The organism is Paraburkholderia sp. RAU2J (assembly GCF_003634845.1).
Classification (GTDB): domain Bacteria; phylum Pseudomonadota; class Gammaproteobacteria; order Burkholderiales; family Burkholderiaceae; genus Paraburkholderia; species Paraburkholderia fynbosensis.
The window spans coordinates 2172200-2188837 of record NZ_RBXG01000001.1; the positions used below are offsets into that span (position 1 = coordinate 2172200).

The following is a 16638-nucleotide window of genomic DNA, read 5'->3' on the forward strand; positions in this document are numbered from 1 at the left end:
TCATGCCATTGACATGCGACGCGTTAAAATTGCGGTCCTCGTGAGAAAGCGCCGGGCCGTCCCAGGCTTTCTCATCCCTCGGGGGGCCTGACGCGCCGCGGCAGGTTGGGGCATCTCTCAACGCATCTTCGGGCCGGATAGCCGGTTTTCCCACTCTTGAGCGTGCAAAAGATACTCATCGTGAGGGTGTCGTCTCTTGGCGACGTCGTTCACAACATGCCGGTGATCGCCGACATCCGACGCCGCCATCCGGATGCGCAGATCGACTGGCTCGTCGAAGAAAGCTTCGTCGGGCTCGTGCAACTCGTCACCGGCGTGCGACGGGCAATTCCCGTTTCATTGCGGCGCTGGCGCAAGCGCATCCTGTCGGTCGACAACTGGCGCGAAATCGGCGCGTTCCGGCGCGCGCTCGCGGCCGAGCACTATGATCTCGTGATCGACTGCCAAGGGCTCATCAAGACCGCGTGGCTGGCGAGCATGGCGCGAGGGCCGCTCGTCGGCCTCGCCAACCGCACGGACGGCGCGGGCTTCGAATGGCCGGTGCGTTTCTTCTACGACAAGCGCGTGCCGATCGAGCCGCGCACCCATGTGGTCGAACGCACGCGGCAACTGGTCGCCGCGGCGCTGAACGACCCACAGCCGCAACCCACCGACGAAATCGACTTCGGCCTCGACACCGGGCGCGCGGCGCTGGCATTGTCGGAGGCGAATCTGAACCTGCCGGTGCCGTACGTGGTGTTCGTGCACGCGACCTCGCGCGCCGACAAGCAATGGCCCGACACCGCTTGGATCGAGTTGGGGCAGTCGCTGGTGCGGCGTGGCGCATCGATCGTGCTGCCGTGGGGCGGCGACGCCGAGCGCGCAACCAGCGAGCGTCTCGCGAAGGAATTCGGCGCGGCGGCGATCGTCCCGCCGAAGCTGTCGTTGCCCGCGGTGGTCGGCCTGATCGAAGGCGCGGCGGCGACGGTCGGCGTTGACACAGGTCTGGTTCACATCGCGGCGGCGCTGAAGCGGCCCACGGTCGAGTTGTACAATTTCTCGACCGCGTGGCGCACTGGCGGATACTGGTCGCCGAACGTCGTCAATCTCGGCTCGGCCGGGCAGCCGCCCACGCTGCAGCAGGTCAAGTCGGCGCTGGCCGGTTTTGGCCTGCTGTAACCCGTCGGTGCGCTTCGCCTTGCGTACCTTCCGTTCTCAAGGGCGACCATGAACGAAACCCAGATCATCGAAGTAGCGAACGCCGACTGGCACGCACGCAATCTGTCCGTGCCGCGCGAGATGCTGCTTGCCGGCGTCGAGCGTGGCAAGGTGCTGTACTTCCCGAACCTGCGCTTTGCGATCGAAGGCGGCGAGCAGGCGTTGCTCGATCCCGCGCTCGCCGATCCGAGCCGCAAGAACATCAGCCTCGAACCCAACGGCGGCGCGTTGCACGGTGTGGCCGGCGACGCCGTCACGCAATCCGCAGTGCGCGCGTTGATCGCGCGGTATCAGACCAATGCGCGCACGCTGGTCGACGGTCTCTTTCCCGAATACAACGGCCGGCTGCGCGTCGCGCCGACCAGCTTGCGGCTGCATCAGGTGGAAACGCGCGAAACCTCATGGCGCAAGGACGACAGCCGTCTGCACGTCGACGCGTTTCCGTCGCGGCCCAACTATGGCGAGCGGATTCTGCGCGTGTTCACCAACGTCAACCCGCATGGCGCGCCGCGCGTGTGGCGCGTCGGCGAGCCGTTCGAGGACATGGCCAAACGCTTCCTGCCGCGCATCAAGCCGCAGATGCCCGGCTCGGCATGGCTGCTGAATCTGCTGCACGTGACCAAGTCGCCGCGCAGCGAGTACGACCATCTGATGCTGCATCTGCACGACGGTATGAAGGCCGATCTCGACTATCAGAAGTCGAGCCCGCAGCAGACCATGCCGTTTCCGCCGGGCTGCGTGTGGGTGTGTTTCTCCGACCAGACCTCGCACGCGGTGATGTCCGGCCAGTTCATGCTGGAGCAGACCTTCTTCCTGCCGGTCAAGGCGATGGCGCAGCCCGAATGCGCGCCGCTTGGCATTCTCGAACGCCTGAAGGGCAGGGCGCTGGTTTGAGCGCCGCTTTGCCGATGGTGGGGCTAGGGGCGCGCGCCTGTGCGTTCGAGCGCGTGAAGAATGCGGAATATGCGCGGGAGGCTGCGGCTTTCGCCTTCCCGGAGTGCCGATGCTGAGGGCGATTTATAACGCGCTCTGGTGGATCATCGCGCCGCTCGCCGTGCTGCGTCTGTTGATCCGTTCGCGCAAGGAACGCGGTTATCGCGAGCATATCGGCGAGCGCTTCGGCTATTCGCGCGGGCGCTTGCCCGAGGACAACGGGCCGTTGATCTGGGTGCATGCGGTGTCGGTCGGCGAGACGCGCGCCGCGCAGCCGCTGGTCGAAGCGCTGATCAAGGCGCGTCCGGACGCGCGCATTCTGTTGACCCACATGACGCCGAGCGGCCGCGCCACCGGCATGGAGGTTTTCGGCGAGCGCGTGTTGCGCAGCTATCTGCCGTACGACATGCCGCATGCGGTGCGGCGCTTCCTGCGTGCGTGGCGGCCGTCGCTCGGTCTGGTGATGGAAACCGAAGTGTGGCCGACGTTGATCGACGAATGCCGTCGCGCGGACGTGCCGCTCGTGCTGACCAATGCGCGGATGTCGGCGCGCTCGTATAAACGCGCGGCCAAATTCGGCGGCGCGACGAAGGATGTGTTCGGCGGTTTCTCGCGCGTGCTCGCGCAGAGTCCCTCGGATGCCGAGCGGCTTACCGCGCTCGGCGCGCGCAACGTCGCGGTGCTCGGGAATCTGAAGTTCGACATGAGCACGCCGCCGGAGCTGGCGGCGCGCGGTCATGCGTGGCGTGCGGCGATCGGCACGCGGCCGGTGTGGGTTGCGGCGAGCACGCGCGAGGGCGAAGAGGCGCTGGTGCTGCAGGCATTCGCGGCGCTCAACGTCGAGGACGCGCTGCTGATTCTGGTGCCGCGTCATCCGCAGCGGTTCAACGAAGTGGCGGCATTGGTCGAGAAAGCGGGGCTGCGGCTCGAACGGCGCTCGACGTGGGCCCCGGATGCGAAGGTGGCGTCGGCGGCCATGGCGACGGGGGGCGCCGTGCCGGCGTTGCCGGCCGGAGTGACGGTGCTGCTCGGCGATTCGATGGGTGAATTGGGCGCCTACTATGCCGCCGCGGACCTGGCGTTTATCGGCGGGAGTCTGCTGCCGCTCGGCGGCCAGAATCTGATCGAAGCGTGTGCCGTTGGCGTACCGGTGCTGATCGGGCCGCACGTGTTCAACTTCACGCAGGCCACCGCGGACGCGGTCGCGGCGGGCGCCGCGGTGCAGGTGCAAGACCCGGCCGATCTTGCGCGCGCATTGTGCGAACTGTTCGGCGACAAGGCGCGGCGGCTCGCGATGGGCGGTGCGGCGTCGGCATTCGCCGCGCGGCATCGCGGGGCGACGGCGCGCACGGTGGACGTGTTGATGGCGTTGCTGCCGGAGTGAGGGGACGGGGCGCGATAAGCACGACCCGTCCATCGAGCCCACGACATCAAACCTTCAACAACCCCTTGCGCTCGATAAACTCCACCACCTGATCCAACCCGTCGAGCGCCTTCAGATTGCACATCACGAAGGGCCGCTCGCCGCGCATTTTCTTCGCGTCCGATGCCATCACGTCGAGATTCGCGCCGACCATCGGCGCGAGGTCCGTCTTGTTGATCACCAGCAGATCCGACTTCGTAATGCCAGGCCCGCCCTTGCGCGGAATCTTCTCGCCGCCCGCGACGTCGATCACGTAGATCGTCAGGTCCGACAGTTCCGGGCTGAACGTTGCCGCGAGGTTGTCGCCGCCCGATTCGATGAACACGATGTCCGCATCGGGAAAACGCGTCAGCATGCGGTCGACGGCTTCGAGATTGATCGACGCGTCCTCGCGGATCGCCGTGTGCGGGCAGCCGCCCGTTTCGACGCCCATGATCCGCTCGGCCGGCAAGGCGCCCGCCACGGTCAACAGACGCTGATCCTCTTTCGTATAGATGTCGTTGGTGATCGCGACGAGGTCGTAGCGCTCGCGCATTGCCTTGCAAAGCATTTCGAGCAGCGTGGTCTTGCCGGAGCCGACCGGGCCGCCGACGCCCACGCGCAGCGGCGGCAGTTTCTTCGTACGGACGGACGAGTGGGCGGGCTGATGGGGTGCGTTCATGATGGATCGATTTATGAGCGGAAAAGCCGCGAATATTGCGACTCGTGACGCGCCGACAGAATGCCGAGTTGCGGCGCGAACGTGTTGATGTTCTCGGGCGAGGTGGCCAGCGCGCGCGTGAGCGCGGCATCGATCGGCTCGCGCAATGCGACGATGATGCGCTGACCCGCGAGCTGTCCCAACGGCACGGCCTTCAATGCGGCGGCGGCCTGGTTCTCGACCCAGCTGAATGCGTAAGCGGCGAGCGCGGCATCGACGGCGGCGTCGTGCGCGTAGGCGGCGAAGGCGAACGCGGTGGGCTGCGCGAGCGGCGTGAGCGAGGCGAGCGTCGCGCGTCTTGCCGCATCGCCCCATTCGAGCGACACGCACAACTGCCGCAGGGACCAGCCCATCTGTTCCGTTTCGCGGCGCAGTTCCGCGGACTCGCGGCTCGCGAGGAATTCGCGGTTGGCCTCAGCGAGGCCGGCGGCGTCATGCGAACGCCAGCGCTCCATTTGGTGCGCGAGGAACGGCAGTTCGCCGTGCGCGAGCACGTCGCTCAGACCGCGTTCGATCCACGCGCGCGCGGAGTCGGCGTCGGTGATCAGCTGCGCTTCGATCGCCGCTTCGAGACCCTGCGAGTAGCTGAACGCGCCGATCGGCAACGCCGGCGACGCGAGATGCAGCAGCGCGGTGAGTTCAGCGATGCGCATGGTGCGAGTGATGCGCGTGGCCGCAGGATTCGTCGTGGACGTGACCGCTGGAATCGTGGTCGTGGTCGTGCGAGTGCGAGTGACCGTGAGCGTCACCGTGCGCATGATCATGGTCGTGGTCATGCGAATGACCCTGCTCATGCGCATGCCCATGATGCTCGCCGAACACCTGCTGCGCGAGCGCATAGTCCTCGGCGAACGTCTCGTCATGCCCATGCTTGTGTCCGCCGCCATACGCGCCGGACTCGGGCTGAAACGGCATCGACACCTGATCGACCGTCGCGCCGATGCGCTTGAGCATGTCGGCCAGCACCGGATCGTATTCGAGCTTCAGATAATCCGCGCCCACTTCCACCGGCGTATGACGATTGCCGAGGTGATACGCGGCGCGCGTCAGCGTCAACACATCTTTCGCGCGCACGTACAGCACGGCTTCCGGCGCGGCGACGACGCGCACGAGGCCGCCGTCGTCGGCGACCAGCACGTCGCCGTCGCGCAGCACGGTGCCGCGCGGCAGCAGCAGCGCGACTTCTTCGCCGTTATCGAGCGTGGCCGCGAGGCGGCTCTTGCGCCGTTCGTCGAAAGCGAGGGTCAGCGACGGCGCCCGCTTGATCAGCACCGGCGCGAGCTTCAGATGCGGCGCCAGCAGTTTGTCGAGAGTACGCATGGTTAGAACAGAAAGTAGCGTTGCGCCATCGGCAGCACGGTGGCCGGTTCGCAGGTCAGCAACTGACCGTCGGCGATCACCTGATAGGTCTCCGGATCGACGCTGATCGCCGGGCGCCAGGCGTTGTGAATCATGTCGGCCTTCGAAATGTTGCGACAGTTCTTCACGGCCACGATACGCTTGTTCAACCCATAGCGCTCGGCCACGCCGGCATCGGCGGCCATCTGCGAGACGAAGGTCAGCGAGGTGCGCCCCAAGGCGCCGCCGCGCGTCGCGAACATCTCGCGATAATGCACCGGCTGCGGCGTCGGAATCGATGCGTTGGGGTCGCCCATCTGTGCCATCGCGATCATGCCGCCCTTGAGGATTAGCGACGGCTTGATGCCGAAGAACGCCGGCTCCCAGAACACCAGGTCCGCCCACTTGCCCGGTTCGATCGAGCCGACCTCATGCGCGATGCCGTGCGTGATCGCCGGATTGATCGTGTACTTGGCGACATAGCGCTTCGCGCGGAAGTTGTCGTGGCGCGCGGTGTCTTCAGGCAGCGCGCCGCGTTGCACCTTCATCTTGTGCGCGGTCTGCCACGTGCGGATGATCACTTCGCCCACGCGCCCCATCGCCTGCGAATCCGACGACAGCATCGACAGCGCGCCGAGATCGTGCAGGATGTCTTCGGCGGCGATCGTCTCGCGGCGGATGCGCGATTCGGCGAACGCGATGTCTTCCGCGATCGACGGGTCCAGGTGGTGGCACACCATCAGCATGTCGAGATGCTCTTCGAGCGTATTGACGGTGTAGGGGCGCGTCGGATTGGTCGACGAGGGCAGCACGTTCGCTTCGCCGCACACCTTGATGATGTCCGGCGCGTGGCCGCCGCCCGCGCCTTCCGTGTGATACGTGTGGATCGTGCGGCCCTTGAACGCGGCCACGGTCGCTTCGACGAAACCCGCTTCGTTCAGCGTATCCGTGTGGATCGCGACCTGGGTGTCGGTGTCGTCCGCAACCGAGAGGCAGTTGTCGATCGCGGCCGGCGTCGTGCCCCAGTCCTCGTGCAGCTTGAGGCCGATCGCGCCTGCGGCGATCTGCTCCAGCGCCGGTTGCGGCTGGCTCACGTTGCCCTTGCCGAGAAAACCGAGGTTCATCGGATAACCGTCGGCGGCCTGCAGCATCCGTTCGAGATGCCACGGACCCGGCGTGCAGGTGGTCGCATTCGTACCCGTGGCCGGGCCCGTGCCGCCGCCGAGCATCGTCGTCACGCCGCTCGCGAGCGCTTCCTCGATCTGCTGCGGACTGATGAAGTGAATGTGCGTGTCGATGCCGCCCGCCGTCACGATCAGGCCTTCGCCCGCGATCACTTCGGTGGACGCGCCGATCGCGATCGTCACGTTCGGCTGGATGTCGGGATTGCCCGCCTTGCCGATCGCCGCGATGCGGCCGTCCTTGATGCCGATGTCGGCTTTGACGATGCCCCAATGGTCGAGAATCACCGCGTTCGTGACGACGGTGTCGACCACGTCGGCATGCACGCGTTGCGACTGGCCCATGCCGTCGCGAATCACCTTGCCGCCGCCGAATTTCACTTCTTCGCCGTAGGTGGTGAAATCGCGTTCGACTTCGATCAATAACTCGGTGTCGGCGAGACGCACGCGGTCGCCGGTAGTGGGGCCGAACATTTCCGCGTACGCGCGGCGGTCAATGCGTAAGGTCATGGTGTGAGTCCGGAATGGAGCAGGGCGGTTCGGGCAGTCGGGCGCATAGGACGCATGCGGGCGTCAGAGCTTGCCCATCACCTTGCCGTTGAAACCGTAGACGACGCGCTCGCCCGCCAGCGCGACCAGCTCGACGGTGCGTTCCTGGCCGGGTTCGAAGCGCACGGCGGTGCCCGCCGCGATATTCAGCCGGAAGCCGCGCGCCGTGTCGCGATCGAACGAGAGCGCCTCGTTCACCTCGTAGAAGTGATAATGCGAGCCGATCTGCACCGGGCGGTCGCCGGTATTCGACACGACCACCGTGACCGTCGCGCGGCCTGCGTTGAGCTCGTGTTCGCCGTCGTCGGTGATGAGTTCGCCGGGAATCATGGGGCTTGCCTTGTACGCTTAAGGGATCGGGTGATGAACGGTGACGAGCTTGGTGCCGTCGGGGAAGGTGGCTTCGACCTGAATGTCGGGGATCATCTCCGGCACGCCTTCCATCACGTCGTCGCGGGTGAGCAGCGTGGTGCCGTAGTACATGACCTCGGCGACGGTCTTGCCGTCGCGGGCCGCTTCCATGAGCGCCGCGGTGATGAACGCGATCGCTTCCGGGTAGTTGAGTTTGAGGCCGCGCGCGCGGCGCCGTTCCGCAAGCAGCGCGGCGGTGAAGATCAGCAGCTTGTCCTTCTCGCGAGGTGTGAGCTTCATCGAATGTATGGGTTCGGTTGGGACGGTCGGGGTGATGGTCCGGACAGGTCGTCAGGGCGGTCCCCGCAGGGACCACCGGCCGCGACCATGATAGGCGTTGTGCGTCGCGGCCGCGAGCGCGCCATGCGAACGCGGCGAGCCGGCGACGCAGGCAAAGCCGGATGAACTCGCCAGGCCGCTCACGGTAACAAGTCCGGCTAACGGCCCGCTTACAAACGGGGCTCGCTTACAGGTCGGCCGGCAACGGCGCGCCGAACCACTTCTTCGACATCGTGTCGAGCGTACCGTCGTGTTTGGCCTGGGCGATCGCCGCGTCCACTTTCTGCTGCAGGCGCGGCTCGTTCTTGTTCATGCCGACGAAGCACGGCGAATTTTTGATGACGAACTTCGGCTCGGGCCGGCGCGGCGGATTCTTCGCGATGATCGCGGCTGCGACGATATTGCCCGCGGCGATCAATTGCACCTGGCCCGACAGGAACGCGGCGATGGTCGCGTTGTTGTCCTCGAAGCGTTTGATGGTGGCGTTCGGCGCGATCTGCGACAGGCCGATTTCCTCGAGCGCGCCGCGCGTCGCGCCGACCGTCTTGCCGGTCAGATCGGCGGGGCCGCTCACCTTGATGTCGGCGGGGCCGAACACGCCTTGATAGTAGGGCGCATAGGCGCTCGAAAAGTCGATCACCTTCGTGCGCTCCGGCGTTTTGCCGAGCGACGAGATCACCAGATCGACCTTGCCCGTTTGCAGATACGGAATCCGGTTCGCGCTGTTGACCGGCACGAGTTCGAGCTTCACGTTCATCGACTTCGCGAGCAGCGCGGCGGTGTCGATGTCATAGCCTTGCGGCTTCATGTCGGGGCCGACCGCGCCGAACGGCGGATAGTCTTCCGGCACGGCTACTTTCAGCACGCCCGCCTTGGCAATGTTGTCGAGCGTGTCCGCGTGAGCGGCGACCGCATGAAAGGCGAGGTGCGCGACGATGGGCACGGACAGCAGCGCGGCGAGCAACGCGCGGCGCGTGGGGCGGGTAAGCGATAGTTTCATGGTCGTGAGCGGTGGCGCGGTGTGGTGATGGTGTCGTGACGGCGGTGAGCCGGCCGGCTGCCGTCGAGGCGCGGCAGCATCGTGGCGTTGGACGACGCAAGGTGTGTGCCATCGCGGTGCAGCTTGGGGAAGCGGGCGAAAAAGCGGGCGGCGCACCCGATTGGGGCGAGCGGCTGCGCCGGCGTGGTGCGCGAGTGGCCTTGCAGAGGTGAGAGGCTGTGCGAACGGGCAAACCCCTCGCCGGATCGTTCAGGTCGACCAGATTCGCAAAGGCTTTGCCGCGACGCCGTGCACGATTGGCCGCAGTTGCAGCCAGCAGCCCGTCAATGCGTGCTGCAGTGTTTCCATCGAACGCGATACCGCGCGCACGAGCAGCACGCCGTTCGTTACGCACGAAGCGGCGGCGCGCAGCGAATCGTCGAACGGCAACCGCGCGGTGAGCGACTCGGCGAGCGCGTCGTCGCACGCGGCGCCGACGGCCCATAGCGTGCCATAGGCGGGAAAGCCTGCCAGCCCTTGGGGGCCATTGCGCAGCGGATCGTCGGCGTCGAGGGACGCGCGTTCGAGCCACAACAGCTCGCCTTGCGGACCCACGATCCGCGAGACGGCGCGCAAGCGGCCATCCGACCAGCATTCACCGGCGGCTTGGCGCCCGAGCTGGGTCGCATCCCATCCCAACGCGGTGGCGCCTTCGGCCAGCGTCAGCGAGAAGTCCAGATGCGCGTTCGCGTGGTCGAACACGATGTTGTTTTGCGGTAGCCAGTCGAGCTTCGCATGCTCGCCGACACGCACCGCGATCTGCTGGCGCGCGGCGCGGCCATTGGCCTTGTACCACTTGGTCGCGCCGGGCGTGGTGATGACCGCATGCGAACCGGCGCCGAGCGCGATGTCGATATCGAGCTGATCGCCGCCGGCGATGCCGCCGGGTGGATGCACGATCACCGCATGGCAGATCGCCTCGCCTTCGGGATGCAGCGTGCGCTGCACGCGCAACGGTCCGTGATGCCGCCGGTGCACGAGCGTCGTGCGCGTGTCCCGTTTGGCGAAGCCGAGTTCGAGACGCGCGTGCCATGACGAAGGCGCGGCGGTCTGCGCGGCGGCTTGTGCCGCAGGTTTCGCACCAGCGAGCGTGGCGTGATTTTCGTGAAGCGACATGCGAATGGGCGTGCGGTCGACGTGTTGAAGCGGCGTATGAAGGCGCCGTGTTAGGCGAAGCGAACTTGCGCCCGTTACGCGGACGCGAGCCGCGCCGCCTGGCGATGCGGCGAGAATAGCATGCGCGTTGGCGCGAGCCGGTCGCACGACGATGACTCGATGATCAAACCGCGATCAACGCGCGCACGCCATCCGTGTCCATATTCGCGCCTTCGCCGCCCGCCACGATCTCACCGCGGCTCATCACCCAGTAGCGATCGGCGATGTCCTTCGCGAAGTCGTAGTACTGCTCGACGAGCAGCACCGTCATGCCCATTTCCTCCACCAGTTGACGCAGCGTGCGGCCGATGTCCTGAATGATCGAAGGCTGAATGCCTTCGGTCGGTTCGTCGAGAATCAGCAATTGCGGATCGCTCATCAGCGCGCGGCCGATGGCGAGCTGCTGCTGCTGACCGCCGGACAGATCGCCGCCGCGCCGGCTGCGCATGTCCTTGAGCACCGGGAACAGTTCGTAGATACGGTCGGGGATTTTCTTCGGCGCCTTCTTGCTGGCCGCGCCGACCAGCAGATTCTCCTCGACGCTCAGCCGCGGAAAGATATCGCGGCCTTGCGGCACATAGGCGAGCCCGCGTTCGACGCGCGAATAGGTCGGCAGTTTGGTGATCGGCGTGCCGCGCCAGGCGATCGAGCCGCTCCTCGTCTGCACCACGCCCATCAGGCAGCGCAGCAGCGTGGTCTTGCCGACGCCGTTGCGGCCCAGCAGGACAGTGAGCTTGCCGTCGGGCACGGTGAGCTTCACATCGCGCAGGATGTGGCTGCCGCCGTAGTACTGGTTCAGCTTGTCTACTTCCAGCATGGTCGTTTTATCCGTTCGAAGCTTTGATTCATCGGCATACTCATTGGCCGCTCATCGACCCAGGTACGACTCGATGACCGTCTCGTCCTGCTTGACTTCGTCGAGCGTGCCGTGCGCGAGCACGCGACCTTCGGCCATCACCGTTACCTTGCCTGTGTCGCCCGACAACGCCGCCACGAACTCCATGTCGTGTTCGACGACCATCATCGAACAGGTGCCGCGCAAATGGTTGAGCAACTCGGCCAGCTGCATGGTTTCGTCGTCGGTCATGCCGGCGGCCGGTTCGTCGAGCAGCAGCAGCGCCGGTTGCTGCATGAGCAGCATGCCGATTTCGAGGCGCTGCTTCTGTCCATGCGACAGCTCGCCGGCTGAGCGCCGCGCTTCGCTTTCCAGACCGATCAGCGCCAATGTTTCTTCAATGCGCGCCTGCGCCTCGCGATCCAGCCGCGCACGCAACGACGCGAACCAGCCCTTGTCGGTTTTCATCGCCAGTTCGAGGTTTTCCCACACGGGGTGTTGCTCGAACACGGTCGGCTTCTGGAACTTGCGGCCGATCCCCGCCCGCGCGATGGACGGCTCGTTCATCCGCGTCAGGTCGATCGACTGGCCGAGAAAGACCTTGCCGGAGTCCGGCTCGGTCTTGCCGGTGATGACATCCATCATCGTCGTCTTGCCGGCGCCGTTCGGGCCGATGATGCAGCGCAGTTCGCCGGCGTCGATCGAGAGCGACAGCGCGTTCAACGCGCGAAAGCCGTCGAAGCTCACCGTCACGTCTTCGAGATACAGGATCGTGCCGTGCGACACGTCGATCTCGCCGGGCACCACCACGTGCCCCATGTTCGCGACGCCGCTCAGCGAATGCTCGGCGGGCGCTTCCGGTAAAGCCAGATCAGGAACCATCGGGTTTTCGTTCATGAGCGGTTCCTTTTGCGCGTCACCAGTTCGAACAGTCCCATGATGCCGTTGGGCAGCAGCAGCGGGACCAGCACGAAGATCAGACCGAGAAAGAACAGCCAGTATTCGGGGAAATTCGCCGTGAAAAAGCTCTTCGCGCCGTTCACCGCGAACGCGCCGATGATCGGCCCGATCAGCGTGCCGCGTCCCCCCACCGCCACCCAGATCGCCATCTCGATCGAGTTGCCCGGCGACATCTCGCCCGGATTGATGATGCCGACCTGCGGCACGTACAGCGCACCCGCGATCCCGCACAGCACCGCCGACACGGTCCACACGAACAGCTTGTAGGCGAGCGGGCTGTAGCCGAGGAACATCAGGCGCGTTTCGCCGTCGCGCACGGCGGTGACCACGCGGCCGAGCTTCGACGTGACGATCGCACGCGCGCCGAGGAACGCGAGGATCAGCACCGCGAACGTGATCAGCAGGAGCGCGGTGCGCGTGCCCGCATGCGTGATCGGAAAACCGCCGATGCGCTTGAAGTCGGTGAAGCCGTTATTGCCGCCGAAGCCCGTTTCATTGCGATAGAACAGCAGCATCGCGGCGAAGGTCATCGCCTGTGTGATGATCGACAGGTACACGCCCTTCACGCGCGAGCGGAACGTGAAGAAGCCGAACACCCACGCGACCACCGCCGGCACCAGCACCACCAGCAGGAGCGCGTAGCCGAGATGCTGCGTGCCCTGCCAGTACCACGGCAGTTGATGCCAGTCGAGAAACACCATGAAGTCGGGCAGATCGCTGCCGTACTTGCCGTCGTGGCCGATCGCGCGCATCAGGTACATGCCGATCGCGTAGCCGCCCAGCGCGAAGAACAGCGCGTGGCCGAGGCTCAGAATGCCGCAGTAGCCCCACACGAGATCGAGCGCGAGCGCCGCGATCGCGTAGCACATGAACTTGCCGGTGATCGTCGTCGCGTAAGCGGACAGATGCAGCGGGCTCGTCTCCGGCAGCACCAGCGTGGCGAACGGCACGCCGAGTCCGAACACGATGATGAGTGCCATCAGCGCGAGCCACGCGCGCCGCGACAGCAGCGCGGGGCGCGGCGGCAGGCCGAGCGCGAAGCCGGACTGCGCGTCGCGTGCGGCGGCCGCGCCGCCGCTCGTCGCGCCGCCGTGAGCCGACGAAGTCGTCGAAGTAGCAGAAGTCATCTCATGCCTCCGCGCTACGGCCCTTGAGGGCGAACATGCCCTGCGGACGCTTCTGGATGAACAACACGATCAGCACCAGCACCGCGATCTTCGCGAGCACCGCGCCCCAGAACGGCTCGATCGCCTTGCTGACGAGCCCGAGCCCGAAGCCGCCGATGACAGTGCCCGCCAGCTGCCCGACACCACCGAGCACGACCGCCATGAACGAATCGATGATGTAGCTCTGGCCGAGGTCCGGCCCGACGTTGCCGATCTGCGACAGCGCGCAGCCGCCGAGACCCGCGATGCCCGCGCCGAACGCGAACGCATACGAATCGACGCGCGCGGTCTTCACGCCGACGCACGCGGCCATCCGGCGATTCTGCGTAACCGCGCGCACGAACAGGCCGAGGCGCGTCTTGGTCAACACCGCCCACGCAATGCCGACGACGATCAGCGAAAACGCCAGAATCGCGAGGCGGTTGTACGGCAGGATCAGATTCGGCAGCACGCTCACGCCGCCGCTCATCCAGGCCGGGTTGATCACCTGGACGTTCTGCGCGCCGAACAGCATGCGCGTCGCCTGGATCAGGATCAGGCTCACGCCGAAGGTGGTCAGCAGCGTTTCGAGCGGCCGCCCATACAGATGCTTGAGCACCAGCCGTTCGAGCACGATGCCGACCAGCGCCGCCGCCATGAACGACGCCGGCACCGCGAGCAGCGGATACCAGTCGAACGCGCCCGGCGCAAAGCGCTGAAACAGGTTCTGCACGACGTAAGTGGCGTACGCGCCGATCATCAGGAATTCGCCGTGCGCCATGTTGATCACGCCGATCAGCCCATACGTGATCGCAAGGCCGAGCGCGGCGAGCAGCAGCACGCTGCCGAGCGACAACCCGGCGAACAGCGTGCCGGCGATCTGGCCGCGGCGCTGGATCGCATCGAGTTCGTCGATGCCCGTTTGCGCGGCGGCCCGCACGCGCTCGTCGGCTTCGGCGAAGCTGCCGTCCGCTTTCTTCGCGACCAGCGGGCGCAGCAGTTCGTTCATGTCGAGGTCGTGCCGCGCGGCCACCAGTTGCACGGCCTCCAGCCGTTTGGCCGGGTCGGCGTCGTGCAGCGCGGTCATCGCCCACAGCGTGTCGAGGCGCTTCTTCAGCGCCGGATCGGTTTCCTTCGCGCGGGCCGCGTCGACCAGCGGCTTGATCGCCGGATCGGGATTTTGCAACAGCGCGCCGATCGCGGCTTCGCGGGTGGCCCGGTCGGGCGAGTCGAGTTGCAGGCCTGCAAGTGCGCCCGACACTTTCGAGCGCAGCAGGTTGTTCAGGGTGACCGGCTGCGCGTCGCCGGCGGCCACCGTCTTGCCGGTGACGGCATCGCGTGCGGTGTCGCCGTCCTGCAGCAGCACGGCGCCCGCGTCGGTCGCGAGCGCGCTGTCGTCGGACAGCGCCTTGAGCACCGCGAGCGATTCCTTGTCGTGGTTGGCGATCAGCTTGTCGATCGCCGCGGATTTGGCGTCGAAGTCGTCGCCGGCAAGCGGCGCGACATCGGCGGGAGTCAGCGCGAACGCGGCGAGCGGGGCGCCGGCGACGAGCACCAGCGCAGCACCGGCGATACTGCGCCGTGCAAGCCGTCGTGCGAATCGCCGTGCGTCTGTGAAAAATGAAAACGCCATGGTGGCCTTTGAAGAAAACCGGCAGCGCGGCGTGGATGCAACACAAGCGGTCGTGCCGCGCTGTCGGGTTGCTGCTGCGCGGGTGCGCGCCGTGAATCCGCTTCGGCCGCCGCGACTGCGCAGACGCAGCCGGCGGGTACGTGCAAGGGCGTGAGTTCCGCGAATTCAACCGCGCCAATCCAGACCGACGATGCGAATGCACAGGCGCACGGCCTAACCCGCTTCACGAGGCTGAACGCGCGGTGCGGCAAGCGCGCCCCCGCTGGAATCACATACATCGGCTCGCTACACGGCGAGGCGGCTAACCAACCGCACCGCCGCGCCGTCCTGTCAGTCCGCTCAGGCGATGCGCGAGCGCTTCAGGAACGCCGGAATCGAGCTGACCACATCCGGCTTGCTCGAATTGCCGGCGATGAACGGGCTCCACGGCTGGGCGCGAATCGCGGTCTTGGTCCGCCACACCACGTTGAACTGGCCGTCGGCGCGTACTTCGCCGATCATCACCGGCTTGTGCAGATGGTGGTTGCCGTCCATCTCCAGCGTGAAGCCCGAGGGCGCCGCGAAAGTCTGGCCGATCATCGCCACGCGCACCTTGTCGACGTCGGTGCTCTTCGCTTTCTCGACCGCCTGCTTCCACATGTGGATGCCGACGAAGGTCGCTTCCATCGGGTCGTTGGTCACGCGCTTCGAGCCGCCCGGCAGGTTGTTGTCCTTGACCCAGGTCGCCCATTCCTTCTTGAACTTTTCATTGGCCGGGCTGCGCACCGACATGAAGTAGTTCCATGCGGCGAGGTTGCCGACCAGCGGCTTCGTGTCGATGCCGCGCAGTTCCTCTTCACCGACCGAGAACGCGACCACCGGCACGTCCGAGGCCTTCAGTCCCTGGTTGCCGAGTTCCTTGTAGAACGGCACGTTCGAGTCGCCGTTGACGGTCGAGATCACCGCGGTCTTGCCGCCTTGCGAGAAGGTCTTGATGTTCGCGACGATGGTCTGATAGTCGCTATGGCCGAACGGCGTGTAGACCTCTTGAATATCGGCTTCCTGCACGCCCTTGGACTTGAGGAACGCGCGCAGGATCTTGTTGGTCGTACGCGGATACACATAGTCGGTACCTAGCAGGAAGAAGCGCTTGGCGCCGCCGCCTTCGGCGCTCATCAGATATTCGGTCGCGGGAATCGCCTGCTGATTCGGCGCTGCGCCCGTGTAGAACACGTTGCGCGACATTTCTTCGCCTTCGTACTGCACTGGATAGAACAGCAGGCCGTTCAGTTCCTCGAACACCGGCAGCACCGATTTGCGCGACACGGAAGTCCAGCAGCCGAACACCACCGCGCACTTCTCCTGCGTGATGAGTTGACGTGCTTTCTCGGCGAACAGCGGCCAGTTGGACGCCGGGTCGACCACCACCGGCTGAAGCTGACGGCCCATCACGCCGCCATTCTTGTTGATCTCCGCGATGGTCATCAATGCGGTGTCCTTCAGCGACGTTTCGGAGATCGCCATCGTGCCCGACAGCGAATGCAGAATGCCCACCTTGATCGGACCACTGCCGGACTGCGCATTCGCGAACGGCACCTGACCAGCAAGCGCCAATGCGCCGGACATGGAGCCGAACTTCAACAGACTGCGACGTTTCATGTGTTTCCCCTTGCCGTTGATGGTGACTGTTATGGGCATCGATTTCAGCCAGCAGGGCTTATCCCGCATGACTTGCCGCTCTTGTACTGCAAGCCACATGCCATGCGGCAATTTCGACTCGAATTGCATAGGCAGCGCGCCATGGCGCGGATGCACGCCGAGGCAGCGGGGCGCCCGGCCGCGCGAAAGTGGTGCAGGATCGCGGCAAGCGCTTCGTTCGGG

At 65.8% G+C, this 16638-nt stretch carries 16 protein-coding genes; 3 read left to right on the plus strand and 13 right to left on the minus strand.

What is annotated here, in order from left to right; translation table 11 throughout:
- The first annotated feature begins 156 nt into the window (after positions 1 to 156).
- From waaC to waaA, 3 genes are all read left to right on the plus strand, one after another.
- The gene (gene waaC, locus B0G69_RS09940) at positions 157 to 1158 is read left to right on the plus strand and encodes a lipopolysaccharide heptosyltransferase I (protein WP_121316719.1); all 1002 of its coding nucleotides are present in this window, start codon (positions 157 to 159) and stop codon (positions 1156 to 1158) included.
- A gap of 48 nt (positions 1159 to 1206) precedes the next feature.
- Positions 1207 to 2091 (plus strand): Kdo hydroxylase family protein, encoded by an 885-nt coding sequence (locus B0G69_RS09945; protein ID WP_121316720.1) that lies wholly within the window; start codon positions 1207 to 1209, stop codon positions 2089 to 2091.
- A gap of 109 nt (positions 2092 to 2200) precedes the next feature.
- A complete protein-coding gene (gene waaA, locus B0G69_RS09950; RefSeq protein ID WP_121316721.1) occupies positions 2201 to 3514 on the plus strand; it encodes a lipid IV(A) 3-deoxy-D-manno-octulosonic acid transferase in 1314 nt (437 codons plus the stop codon).
- A 46-nt stretch (positions 3515 to 3560) separates the two neighbouring features.
- Here waaA and ureG read toward each other — a convergent pair whose 3' ends face one another.
- The 13 genes from ureG to urtA form a co-directional block, all read right to left on the minus strand.
- The gene (gene ureG / locus B0G69_RS09955; protein ID WP_121316722.1) at positions 3561 to 4214 is read right to left on the minus strand and encodes an urease accessory protein UreG; all 654 of its coding nucleotides are present in this window, start codon (positions 4212 to 4214) and stop codon (positions 3561 to 3563) included.
- Positions 4215 to 4225: 11 nt separating this feature from the next.
- Positions 4226 to 4906: an urease accessory UreF family protein gene (locus B0G69_RS09960; RefSeq protein ID WP_121316723.1), complete on the minus strand. Its 681-nt coding sequence runs from the start codon at positions 4904 to 4906 to the stop codon at positions 4226 to 4228.
- Complete coding sequence (gene ureE / locus B0G69_RS09965; RefSeq protein ID WP_121316724.1) at positions 4893 to 5573, minus strand: urease accessory protein UreE; 681 nt, start codon at positions 5571 to 5573, stop codon at positions 4893 to 4895. The genes B0G69_RS09960 and ureE overlap by 14 nt, the downstream gene beginning before the upstream one ends.
- Positions 5574 to 5575: 2 nt before the next feature.
- Positions 5576 to 7282, minus strand: coding sequence for an urease subunit alpha (ureC, locus tag B0G69_RS09970; protein ID WP_121316725.1), 1707 nt, complete (start codon positions 7280 to 7282; stop codon positions 5576 to 5578).
- Between the two features lie 63 nt (positions 7283 to 7345).
- Positions 7346 to 7651, minus strand: a complete 306-nt coding sequence (locus tag B0G69_RS09975) for an urease subunit beta (RefSeq protein ID WP_121316726.1) — start codon at positions 7649 to 7651, stop codon at positions 7346 to 7348.
- Between the two features lie 18 nt (positions 7652 to 7669).
- The gene (gene ureA, locus B0G69_RS09980) at positions 7670 to 7972 is read right to left on the minus strand and encodes an urease subunit gamma (protein ID WP_042327793.1); all 303 of its coding nucleotides are present in this window, start codon (positions 7970 to 7972) and stop codon (positions 7670 to 7672) included.
- 226 nt (positions 7973 to 8198) lie between these two features.
- Positions 8199 to 9011 (minus strand): transporter substrate-binding domain-containing protein, encoded by an 813-nt coding sequence (locus B0G69_RS09985; RefSeq protein WP_121316727.1) that lies wholly within the window; start codon positions 9009 to 9011, stop codon positions 8199 to 8201.
- A gap of 249 nt (positions 9012 to 9260) precedes the next feature.
- On the minus strand, positions 9261 to 10166 hold the full coding sequence (locus tag B0G69_RS09990) for an urease accessory protein UreD (RefSeq protein WP_121316728.1): 906 nt from the start codon (positions 10164 to 10166) through the stop codon (positions 9261 to 9263).
- A gap of 163 nt (positions 10167 to 10329) precedes the next feature.
- A complete protein-coding gene (urtE, locus tag B0G69_RS09995) occupies positions 10330 to 11022 on the minus strand; it encodes an urea ABC transporter ATP-binding subunit UrtE (protein WP_121316729.1) in 693 nt (230 codons plus the stop codon).
- 51 nt (positions 11023 to 11073) lie between these two features.
- Positions 11074 to 11937, minus strand: a complete 864-nt coding sequence (gene urtD / locus B0G69_RS10000; protein ID WP_121316730.1) for an urea ABC transporter ATP-binding protein UrtD — start codon at positions 11935 to 11937, stop codon at positions 11074 to 11076.
- Entirely contained in the window at positions 11934 to 13127 is a 1194-nt protein-coding gene (gene urtC, locus B0G69_RS10005) for an urea ABC transporter permease subunit UrtC (RefSeq protein WP_121316731.1), read from the minus strand. The genes urtD and urtC overlap by 4 nt, the downstream gene beginning before the upstream one ends.
- Before the next feature lies 1 nt (position 13128).
- Positions 13129 to 14778: an urea ABC transporter permease subunit UrtB gene (gene urtB / locus B0G69_RS10010; RefSeq protein ID WP_121316732.1), complete on the minus strand. Its 1650-nt coding sequence runs from the start codon at positions 14776 to 14778 to the stop codon at positions 13129 to 13131.
- 339 nt (positions 14779 to 15117) lie between these two features.
- A complete protein-coding gene (urtA, locus tag B0G69_RS10015; RefSeq protein ID WP_121319284.1) occupies positions 15118 to 16416 on the minus strand; it encodes an urea ABC transporter substrate-binding protein in 1299 nt (432 codons plus the stop codon).
- Positions 16417 to 16638 lie beyond the last annotated feature (222 nt).